This is a genomic window from Yersinia massiliensis CCUG 53443, from assembly GCF_000312485.1.
In the GTDB taxonomy this organism is placed as follows: domain Bacteria; phylum Pseudomonadota; class Gammaproteobacteria; order Enterobacterales; family Enterobacteriaceae; genus Yersinia; species Yersinia massiliensis.
In genome coordinates, this window is the sequence record NZ_HE997647.1 from 292851 (window position 1) to 304028 (window position 11178).

Here is an 11178-nt window from a genome sequence, read left to right on the forward strand (position 1 = left end):
AGTAAAAATCTAATGTTTAGAGATACAGCGATAATAAGAAACCTATTGAGATTGCCACGGCATAGGGAACTCCCCTGCGTTGAATATCTGCACGATTGATCAACATTCCTATCATCATCACGACACCACCCATGATGGCGGTATAGAGGATGAAGTTCAGCGATTGCTCTGTCGTTAAAGCCAAGAGTAATACGGTGATCAATTTTACATCACCTGCTCCGATCAGTTTGAAATGAAAGAGTGTATAACCCGTAAGTAACGCGATTAATGGAATGACAATACTGACGGTATTGTGTTGGGTAAAGCTAAGAAGCAATGTTGTCATTGCTATAGTGATTATTAATCTATTACTGATTATTCTGAAACGAATATCACTATAGCAAATCACTAATAGCTGTATAACTAATATAATAATGAGTAATATATTAAGGATGTCCAAGACGATTCCTTATGTTATTTACCAATATGGCAACTTTAAATTGCCATATTGGGGATGATAGGTGCTTACCTTTAATTAATTGGCAGTGACAGAACTTTTGGCAGCGTCCACCAAATCAGTGACAAGATTTGTTAATGGCGTTTTAGCCGCAGTAATAAGAATACCCGCCAAAGCAATAATCATCACATATTCAATAATAGAACCGCGGTTATCTTTCATAAACGCTTCGGTTTTCAGTTGTGCAGTGACATAGCCTTTAGTGATTAAGTTCATCATTTTGTTTTCCTTTGAATTAATGGGGATATTCCCGTTATTTGTCTACTATACTCATCGAATGTTTATCTACGGTCCGATTCAATATTTTCGCCTCGTTCGTAGTGGTAGCTATTAAATGTTTTTTTTATGGTGAATACCTTTTTATTATCATCATTTAATCTTGTTTGATTATTCTCATCTTAATTGTGATATTAGGAGTGTGGGCCATCACCATTAAATAAGATGATGACGATTAAGACTGAAAGAAATGAGAGCCAGCAGAAAGAAAAGAAAGCCAGTAAAGAGATCAGTTTCTTCCAGTGGAAACTTTGTAAAAAACTGGGTTTGACCGGTGGTTGAGGGACTAATGTCGGTACATTCTTGGCTATCAAAGGAGTGGGCATGGCTGGAGGAGTATTGACTATTAGCGGTGCTGTGTTATCGCTAATCTGCTGCTCAACCTTATGACAAACTGCCATTTGACTGACTGTACCTATATAGCGAACACCCTTACGAGGAACTGTATGAATAAGTGATTCTTTCAGCCCCACCTGTACAAATGCCTTACGTAGCATATAGAGTTGACCGTAATAGCTACTTTCACTGACCGCACCTCGCTGTTCTTTCCATACCTCATTGATAATTTGCTCTTTCTCAGTCACGCCATTTAGCAATAGCTGTAAAAATCTGAGATTGTTTTCAGTTAAATTTGCGACTTTATTATCGGGGCCGTTTAAGCTGCGTTGTGTGGGCGAGAATAGCACTGATCCCTCTAATTTAAATACGATATCATTTTTCTCCATATTCAAGGCTCCCTGTTCTGTATAAGATTTATGCATATTATTTGAGTGTTTTAGTCATTTACCCTGCCATAGATAAGTTCTTTATTGCTATGTAGGTACTTCTCTTTAAGTGTTTTTATGGTGAAGATTATTTCTATCATTAATAATGGTAGTGAGTGGGTCTAACTGCTTGTGTTGTAATTCTCATTTTCCTTAATGGTGTTTCTATATATTCTTGCACGATTAAATTGTGATTAACAAGTCAGCATCGTTCCTATTTATGCAGTTATTTATTATTTATCATTACTATTTCTCAGTGTTTTCCTATTTTATTTTATTTTATGTTTTTTTATTTTTGATTGAACTATGAATTGTGTTGGGTTCTTATATATCTTTGAGATGTCATTATATCTTTGTAGCTAAAACTATAATATTTATCCTCTATAAGATATCTATTGGGTACATAAAGTGAATAAGCGGTAAAGACTTTATTCGGTGTTAAGATTAGTTCGTTTGGGGTGATAACTTATTGACTCAGACTTGTTGTTATTTCAGATGAGCTGAGTTTCTCTAAGGTGGTAAAGAAAAGCCCTAAATCCGGTGATACAAGACTTAGGGCTTGAGTGAGACTCTGTTGAGATGCTTAGGAAGATGAGTGATCTTTTTTATGCAGCAGCATATAAACCGCCGGAATTACTAACATAGAAAGTAATGGAGCACTGACCATCCCGCCGATCATCGGTGCTGCAATACGTTGCATCACTTCGGAACCGGTGCCGCCGCCCCACATTATCGGTAGCAGGCCCGCCATAATAGTCGCCACTGTCATGGCTTTTGGCCGCACTCTCAGCACTGCACCTTCATGAATAGCGGCACTCATTTGGCTGGCGGTCAAGGCAATACCCGATTGCTGATGCTTTTTCACGGCCTGATTAAGGTAAAGCACCATGATGACACCAAACTCTGCTGCCACCCCCGCCAGCGCAATAAAACCGACAGCCGCGGCGACAGAAAAGTTGTATCCCAACCCATACAGCAGCCAAACCCCGCCGATCAGAGCAAAAGGTAGCGTTGCCATGATGAGTGCCGCATCGCGGACACTGCTGAAAGTCACGTAGAGCAGCACAAAAATGATCATTAACGTCACTGGCAGCACCACTTTCAGTTTCGCAGTGGCCCGTTCCAGATATTCAAACTGCCCTGACCACCCGAGTGATACCCCTTCAGGCAGCTTGACTTGCTGAGCGACGGCTTGCTGCATTTCGGTGACGGCTGATTTTAAATCTCGCCCACGTAAATCGACATACACCCAATCGGATAAGCGCGCATTCTCACTTTTTAACATGGGTGGGCCTTCTGTCACTTTAATATCAGCCAGCTCCGAGAGCGCCACTTGACCGCCACCGGCGGTCACAACCGGTAAATCGCGCAGCTTTTGCAGGGAATCACGTATTTCTCGCGGGTAGCGTAGATTGATGGGATATCGTTCACGCCCTTCAATGGTTTCACCAATGTTTTGCCCGCCGATCACCGTCGCCACCAGTGATTGCAGCTCTTTCACTGAAACGCCATAGCGAGCCGCTCGTTTGCGATCAATATCGATATCCACATAGCGCCCTCCGGCTAAACGTTCAGATAACGCCGAGGTCACCCCAGGTACTTTGCGTACCACCTGCTCAATTTGCTGCGCCACTTGCTCGATTTGTTGCACGTTCTTGCCGTTGACTTTGATGCCAACGGGACTTTTGATGCCGGTCGACAGCATATCTAGCCGGTTGCGGATGGGAGGAACCCAGAGATTGGCGATACCGGGAACATTCACTGTGGCGTCTAGCTCTTCGATCAATTTGTCCATGGTCATACCCGGACGCCACTGGTCTTTGGGCTTAAAGCGGATCGTGGTTTCGATCATCGTCAGTGGAGCGGGATCGGTGGCTGTCTCTGCTCGCCCAGCTTTACCAAATACCGTCGCCACTTCCGGTACGGTTTTGATTAGCCGATCGGTTTGTTGTAGCAAGTGACTGGCCTCTCGTACCGAGATCCCCGGTAGGGTAGACGGCATATACAGCAAGTCCCCCTCATCCAGCGCGGGCATAAATTCGCTGCCTAATCGACTGAGTGGATACAGCGTGGCCAGTAACAACATACCTGCGATGACTAAGGTGGTTTTAGGCCGTGCTAACACGGCGGTTAATACCGGATGATAAAGGGCGATCAGTGCGCGATTGATCGGGTTAGCATTTTCATCAGGGATTTTCCCACGAATAAAATAGCCCATTAAGACGGGGACGAGCGTGATCGCCAAACCTGCGGAAACGGCCATGGCGTAGGTTTTGGTAAAGGCCAGCGGGGAGAACATCCGCCCCTCTTGGGCTTGTAAGGTAAAGACAGGAATAAACGATAACGTGATAATTAATAAGCTGCAAAAGAGTGCGGGGCCGACTTCAATCGCCGCCTGCTCTGATATACGCCAATAGTCTTGGCTGGCAGGTGTTTGATCAGGGTGATCGCGCCGCCATTGCTCCAGCACCTTGTGCATGTTCTCGATCATCACGATGGCCGCATCCACCATGGCTCCAATGGCAATCGCGATGCCGCCGAGCGACATGATATTGGCATTGACGCCCTGATAATGCATCACGATAAACGCACCGAGGATCCCGAGCGGCAGGGTGATGATAGCTACCAGTGCCGAGCGAAAATGGAACAGAAACAGTGAGCAAATCACGGCGACGACTAAGAATTCCTCCAGCAGCTTAAATGACAGGCTGTCGATGGCTTGGGTGATCAATTGAGAACGGTCATAAACCGGCACGATCTCCACCCCTGCGGGTAAACTGCGCTGAATCTGTTGCAGTTTCTCTTTCACGCCATTGATGGTTTCTAGCGCATTTTTACCGTAACGCATCACGATGATACCGCCAGCAACTTCCCCTTCACCGTTCAGTTCTGCCACGCCACGGCGCATTTCTGGCCCCATGCGGATACTGGCAACATCGGACAGTAAAATAGGAATGCCGTCGCGAGTGGTAATCACGATATTGTTAAAATCATCCGGTGTTTTCAGGTAGCCGCTGGCTCGCACCATATACTCGGCCGCCCCCATTTCTAACACGGAGCCGCCACCTTCTTGGTTGCTGTCACTAATGGCGCTGGCAATCTGTTGATGGGGAATATTCAGTGCACGCATGCGTTCGGGGTCGAGTACCACTTGGTATTGCCGCACCATGCCGCCGACGCTCGCGACTTCCGAGACATTTGGTACGGTTTTTAGCTCAAATTTCAGCGTCCAATCTTGTAATGCGCGCAAATCAGCCAAACTCAATTTGCCACTTCTATCGATCAACGCATATTCATAGATCCAACCTACGCCGGTGGCATCTGGCCCCAGTGAAGCTTTCGCCTCGGCGGGCAGGGTGGATTGCACTTGGCTGAGGTATTCGAGCACTCTTGAGCGTGCCCAGTAAGGATCGGTACCATCGTCAAACAGCACATAGACGTAAGCATCGCCGAACATCGAGAAGCCGCGCACGGTTTTGGCACCCGGCACCGATAGCATAGTTGTCGTCAGTGGATAAGTGACTTGGTCCTCCACCACTTGTGGTGCTTTGCCGGGATAGCTGACGCGAATAATCACTTGTGTATCAGACAGATCCGGCAGCGCGTCAACTGGGGTTTGTTGTAATGACCAGATCCCCCATGCGGCCATCATCACCGCACCGAGTAACACCAACAGCCGGTTGCGCAGTGACCAACGGATAATGGCGGCAATCATAAATGGCCTCCATGGATATCGGCACTGCTATTGGATTTTACGGGTTGGATTTGGCGGATCTGAGCCCCTTGTTCATTGAGCGTAAAGGTGAAGTTTACCTGACTGCCGACCACAATTTCTGGGGCTAAATTCCCTTTCGGTAATTGGAAGTCCATGGTCATGGCACCCCATTTCAGGGCTGCGATTGGGCCGTGCGATAGCGTAATGTTTTGCCCATTTATCGCTTTGACTTCCCCCTGTACCGAGTAGATATCTGCCGGACTCTCTGTGCCTTGTTCGGTTGGCGGTGTGGTGGCTTCAGACGTGGCTTCCATCTGCGGCAGCGCACTTTGCAGACTCGCTTCCGAATCGATCAAGAACTGGCCCGAAGTTACCACGCGCTGGCCAACATTGAGCCCTGATTTGATCTCTACCCATCCATCTTGCGTTGATCCCGCACTGACCTCGACCGGCTTAAAGTGGCCGTCTCCTTCGGCGAGCAGGACAGTATTGCGGTTGCCCGTCATCAATAATGCTTCCTGCGGGATCGCCAGCACCGGTTCAAGATTATCGTTAGATGCTGATTGCACACTCAGGTACATACCCTGTTTTAGCTTATGTTGTGGGTTTTCCAGCACGATACGTGCTTTTAAGGTACGGGTCGCGGGATCGATATTGGGCAGTAATTCACTGACTTTGCCGTGGAACGTTTCACCTGACCAACTGGCGGTGGTGGCGGTAATGGTACTCCCCAGCGTGAGCAAACTGGCTTGTGATTGCGGATAATCGACGACGATCCACACCGGATCGAGGCTGGCTAACTCGAATAGCGATTGGGTGGCCGTCACTTGCGAACCGGCGCGAATATCGAGCTTATTCACATAGCCATCAGACGGGGAGCGTAGTGTCACCCGCGTTTGCGGTTGGCTACTTTTCTCGACGCTGCGGATAACGGCTTCTGGCATGAATTGTAACTGTAACCGCTGGCGAGCGGCGGCCGTTAACGAGGTGTCACCTAATGCGCGAACCGCCAGATACTCCTGCTGCGCCGCACTCCATTCAGGCACCCAGAGCTGAGCTAATGGCTGATTTTTTGTGACCGGTTGTTGGCTAGCATTGACGTATAACTTTTCAATAATGCCATTTGCCCGTGCCGCGATGATTTGTACGTTACGTTCATCGGTTGTCACCGTGCCGTAACCATTTAGGCGATAGTTGAGTGGGCGCATCTCAGCCAGTGCGGTGCGTACACCCAGATTTTGCTGTTGGCGTGCGCTGATGGTGACCCCGCCATCGTCTGCTGTTTCACCGGCATAACGCGGAACAAGCTCCATATCCATAAAGGGTGATTTTCCCGGTTTATCGAAACGTTGGCCGGGTGACATGGGGTCATACCAATACAGCACTTTTGGGCTGTTTTCAGGGGATATGTTCGCAGAGGAGACATTCGCAGGTGATTCGGTTGTCGGGGCCGCTTGTGACGCGGGTTGGCCCAGCCAATAACCGGCGAGTCCACTGATCACTGCCACGGCGACCCAGGTTAAGCCTAAATGTTTTTTCATTGCATGCGCTCCTGCGGGGTCAGATAACGGATGGCCGCCCAAGTACGGGCCAACTCTCTGGCGGCATTACTGGCATTGAGTTGGCTATCGAGTAGGGCGCGTCGTGCTTCCAACACACTACTTAAATCGCTTTTATTGGCCTGATATTGCGCCATCATTAAGTTAACGCGCTGTTTTTGCAGCGGTAATACTTCATTAGTTTGTCGTTGCCAGAGCTGTTGGGCGGCTTGATACTGCGCGAGTAAGGTGTCAAGTTGCGCCTGATGGTCGCGGGTCAATAAGGTCAATTGATCATTGGCCTCCATCGATCGCGAAACATCAGCGGCGTAATCTTTGTCTTGGCGTTGTGAGCGAAAGAGTGGCAGGTCAACGGTCACCATCACTCCGGCCATATCCTCATATTCGTCTGCCCGTTTGGCGTAATACACTTCAATGCCAACATCGGGCGTAGCGGCAATCGCGGATTGCGCAGAGCGCGCTTTGGCGACATCGGCTTCACGGCTGGCGAGCACAATCTCTGGATGTTGATTGATGGCTTCACGCAGCACGGTTCTCTCGGCAGGCAAGCGGGTAAAAGAGGGCATTGGGCCGCTGATGTGATTGACCTCAATGCCCGTCAACTGGGTCAGTTGCGTTTGTGCCAAGGCGACATCCCGTTGTGCGGTGGTCAATCGGTCTTGCATGGCTGAAAATGTCAGGCGAGCATCAAGGACACTGCTGGGCAACGCACCACCACTGGCGACTCCTGCACGTTGTAGCGCGACTTGTTTTTCGCTTTCCTGTACCAGCACGTTAGCATCGCTGACTGCCTGCTCGGTTAGGGCTAAATCCAACCACGCTTGAGCGACTTCTTTTTGTAGGCGGGTGCGGATGGTTTCGCTGCCCGCAGCCGTTTTACGGGCCTCGGCACTGAAGGTATCGGCTTTTCTTTGCCGTTTATCACTGCTGATATAGTCCTGCATAATCCCAACGCGCTGCATGGTCATGCCTTCGCGAGTAAAACGACGAGCATTGCTGCCACCAACGGGCAGGTTTTCAATACCGAATTTCAGTTTGGGATCGGGTAATTGCGTGGCAGAGCTGGCCATATTCTCCAGCGCATTGACCTGATGTTGATTGGCCGAGAGTTCGGCCGAATAGCGCTCAGCAGAAGAGAGTGCTTGTTCCAGCGTGATATCTGCGGCATGGCTCATCGCGGGCAGGCTAAACATGGCAGCCATTAATAGGCGAGCAAACCCGAAACGTGGCGCAGCCGTGGGCCGCCCCTGCTGCGGGTGATTGAATAATGCGTTCATGATGACTCCCGCCTTACGGCTGTTGCGCTGAAATGGCGGTTAGCTGATAACCCTGACTCGTTTGAATAAAACTGAAGGTGACCGATGCACCAACCGGCAAGGGGGTCGTAATCAGGCCATCTGGCAAATCAAAGGTCATGGTCATCGGCGGCCAATTCAGTGCCGCAATGGCGGTATGAGCGATAGAAACGCTGGTGGCGTTCCACGCTTTTATCTGCCCACGGGAGTGATAGATCTCGGCGTCAGACGTGGCAGCATCGGCCATCATCGCCCCATGATCATGGGACATTGGCATCGTGTCGGCCATGGTTGAGGTCGCGGCTGACAGGGGAGTAGAGAAAAGTGAAATAGCCGAGAAAAACGTAATGATGGAAAAAAGTGTCGCAGTAGAAAAAAGCACGCCCGCAGCAGCGGAGACAGCACGAGATAAAGTACGCATAAGAATGGCTCCAAAACATAAGAAAACGCAATACACCGCACGAAAGCGGCCTAAAGATGCGGTCAAATATGTCTGGATCTATTCTCTAAATCGGCAGAAAACGATTTCGGTCGGGGGGCCGACAATGGGTGGGGTTTGCCAGTCAAGGCGATGAATTCGTGGGTTTTGTTGCCTATCCGCCAATACCAGCTCTGTATTGGTGGGTAACGCAGCTAGTACCAACATACCGCTATCAGACTGAATGGAATCTGGAATGCAGTGTTTCTCGCACAGTGCGTTTTGCGCCTGACCATGGGACATGTCCATCATTGCTGGCATGTCATGCATTTGGCTCTGTAAATGCCCTTGGTGTTGGGTAAAAACAGGGGAGGCGGCAGGGGCGATATCACATTGATGGCTGGCAACGGCCAATTGTGCATTCAGAATCAACCAGCAGGCGATCAATAGCATGCCGCACAGGCGCTTTTTACTGGCGCGCATCTGATGCATAAGCTGTGATCTTCCCATAAGTGCGGGTCCCATGAATACTGGCCATTGAGGCGGAATAAGTCGCGGTATGACATTATGTTGCCAGCGAGTATAGGACTATCTCCCTGTTTTTAGAATGGTTTTGTCAGGTTACATTGAATGGATAGAAAGGTTGCACAAAAGTTAGTGCGATGAATTTCATCTCTTTATTCCTCATTACGTCTCAGAAATAGTGTCAATCGAGGGAAAAATTTACTTTTCTTTAATCAACATGTGCCAGAACGTCAAAAGCTATTTGTTTAAAACCTATTTGTTCAAAAACGATTCGCCTAAAAATGATTAAGTGCCGAGTTGGTTTTTGGGCAAATGAAATTGAAGTATTCAGACGAGATAATTCGGCATCATATTCTTGTGGTGGATAATGATTCTCAATATTATTTGTCTTAATTTCTGAGAAATTTTGAGTCTACTAAAAAAGGACAGCCCGTGAGTTTGGCGAACCCCTATCCAGATAGTCAGCAGTTGTTAAATTCCCCCGAGGCGGGCAGCGAGGCATGGTGGCAACAGATTGCGCAGTGGGGAACGCCATTGGCTGAACCGGTGGTTGAGGGCCGCGTTAAACTGACATTTCTTTGGCGTGATCGGTTAGGCAAGGCGCATGACGCTGCTTTTAGCCATGTTTATATTGATGTGAACGGTCTGACTGACCATCACAGCACACACCCGCAAAGGCTCCAGCGGTTGGGCCAGACCGATGTTTGGTATTGGCAGGCCGAAATCGAGTCTGACTTTCGCGGCAGTTACTGCTTTATTCCCGCCACGAAAGATAAACTGTTGACGTTACCGCAAGGCAGCACCAAAGAGCGGCGTTTAGCGCAGCGCAATTGGTGGGTTTCATTTATGAGTCTGGCAGAGAGCGATCCGTTCAATCACACGGCAGCCCATGCCAGCTATTGGGGAAGGCCACTGTCTGGCGTACATTTAGCCGATGCTTTACCGCAAGCGGCTTGGCAGCCCATCGATGCCGGTCAGCAGCTACCCGCCGATCCACAACGGCTGCAAGTGATCACGTGGGACAGCGCATTATTAGGCAACCGTCGCCAAGTGTGGGTCTACGTTACCCCGAGTTCTCACGCTGAAGATGTGGCTGAGCGGCCATTAGTGATTATGCTGGACGGCCAATATTGGGCCGAAAAACAACCTATTTTTGGCGTGCTGGATAATGAAACTGTGTTGGGTCATCTGCCAGCTTCCGTGTATGTGTTGATTGATATCATTGACCAAGCGCACCGTTCTCAAGAGCTACCTTGCAATGAGGCTTTCTGGCAGGCATTACAAACCGAGTTATTACCGCAAGTGGCGAAGCTGCAACCCTTTACGGGTAAGGCATCGCGTACGGTGGTGGCGGGGCAAAGTTTTGGTGGTTTGGCCTCGTTGTATGCCGGATTAAATTGGCCACAACGTTTTGGTTGCGTACTGAGTCAATCAGGGTCTTTTTGGTGGCCTGATACCGATCATGCGAAGAGATCGGCAGTGGATACCGCAGTGCGCCAAGGCTGGTTGACTCAGCAAGTGCTTCAGGGATTGGGGGCAGGTCATTCATTGAATATTTTCATGGAAGCAGGCCGTCGCGAAGATGTGATTTATCAGGTAAATGAAGTCATGAGTGAGGCGCTAAGGATAGCGGGGCATCGATTGCAGTATCGAGTTTATAGTGGCGGGCATGATTCACTGTGTTGGCGGGGTGGGTTGGTGGAGGGGATACGGGGGCTATTAGTCGGCAATGGGGTTACAAGCGCGTGACCCCGCGCGGCTTGCCTGCTTCGCAGGGGGGACGGTTGATATTCGGATCTGGCTTCGGATGGGACTGGATCTGGTTTCGGTTGATATTCGATGATCGACTCAATTCAGTTTGGTGATTGGTTCGGTTGTTATCACTTCAGTGTTCACCTTGGCTTTGATGCCTCAACCGCCAAAGGGGCCATGAGCGTGGCCCCTTTGGAAACCCGCGCTTCGCACGTATCGCTTGCCTGCTTTGCAGGTTCCCTCACTCATCGTTTCGGCTGACGGACCGGGCCGATTCACTCCTGTTCAAGCGGCCCTCGCTCGGCATCCATGCCTCGCGTCCTACCTTCTCTCTTCATTCGGCAGCTCAAATGTGCTTTTAAACTTCAACGTCAAAAA

The 11178-nt window shown here is 49.3% G+C and carries 10 protein-coding genes; 2 read left to right on the forward strand and 8 right to left on the reverse strand.

From position 1 onward, the window contains the following. Positions 1-16: 16 nt before the first annotated feature. The 8 genes from BN68_RS17920 to BN68_RS17955 form a co-directional block, all read right to left on the reverse strand. The gene (locus BN68_RS17920) at positions 17-439 is read right to left on the reverse strand and encodes an A24 family peptidase (RefSeq protein WP_019212556.1); all 423 of its coding nucleotides are present in this window, start codon (positions 437-439) and stop codon (positions 17-19) included. A gap of 75 nt (positions 440-514) precedes the next feature. Continuing rightward, a complete protein-coding gene (locus tag BN68_RS17925; RefSeq protein WP_019212557.1) occupies positions 515-715 on the reverse strand; it encodes a hypothetical protein in 201 nt (66 codons plus the stop codon). 191 nt (positions 716-906) lie between these two features. Beyond that, a complete protein-coding gene (locus BN68_RS17930; RefSeq protein WP_019212558.1) occupies positions 907-1497 on the reverse strand; it encodes a winged helix-turn-helix domain-containing protein in 591 nt (196 codons plus the stop codon). Between the two features lie 622 nt (positions 1498-2119). Then, the gene (locus BN68_RS17935; RefSeq protein ID WP_019212559.1) at positions 2120-5251 is read right to left on the reverse strand and encodes an efflux RND transporter permease subunit; all 3132 of its coding nucleotides are present in this window, start codon (positions 5249-5251) and stop codon (positions 2120-2122) included. Further along, positions 5248-6792: an efflux RND transporter periplasmic adaptor subunit gene (locus tag BN68_RS17940; protein ID WP_019212560.1), complete on the reverse strand. Its 1545-nt coding sequence runs from the start codon at positions 6790-6792 to the stop codon at positions 5248-5250. The genes BN68_RS17935 and BN68_RS17940 overlap by 4 nt, the downstream gene beginning before the upstream one ends. Beyond that, on the reverse strand, positions 6789-8087 hold the full coding sequence (locus tag BN68_RS17945) for a TolC family protein (protein ID WP_019212561.1): 1299 nt from the start codon (positions 8085-8087) through the stop codon (positions 6789-6791). The genes BN68_RS17940 and BN68_RS17945 overlap by 4 nt, the downstream gene beginning before the upstream one ends. A gap of 13 nt (positions 8088-8100) precedes the next feature. After that, a complete protein-coding gene (locus BN68_RS17950) occupies positions 8101-8526 on the reverse strand; it encodes a copper-binding protein (RefSeq protein ID WP_019212562.1) in 426 nt (141 codons plus the stop codon). Between the two features lie 78 nt (positions 8527-8604). After that, complete coding sequence (locus tag BN68_RS17955; protein WP_019212563.1) at positions 8605-9015, reverse strand: hypothetical protein; 411 nt, start codon at positions 9013-9015, stop codon at positions 8605-8607. A gap of 465 nt (positions 9016-9480) precedes the next feature. Between BN68_RS17955 and fes the strand changes: the two genes are divergently transcribed. Then, positions 9481-10797 carry an enterochelin esterase gene (fes, locus tag BN68_RS17960; RefSeq protein ID WP_019212564.1) on the forward strand — a complete coding sequence of 439 codons (1317 nt, stop codon included), beginning with the start codon at positions 9481-9483 and terminating at the stop codon, positions 10795-10797. A 90-nt stretch (positions 10798-10887) separates the two neighbouring features. Continuing rightward, entirely contained in the window at positions 10888-11061 is a 174-nt protein-coding gene (locus BN68_RS24025; RefSeq protein ID WP_019212565.1) for a hypothetical protein, read from the forward strand. The last annotated feature ends 117 nt before the right edge of the window (positions 11062-11178 follow it).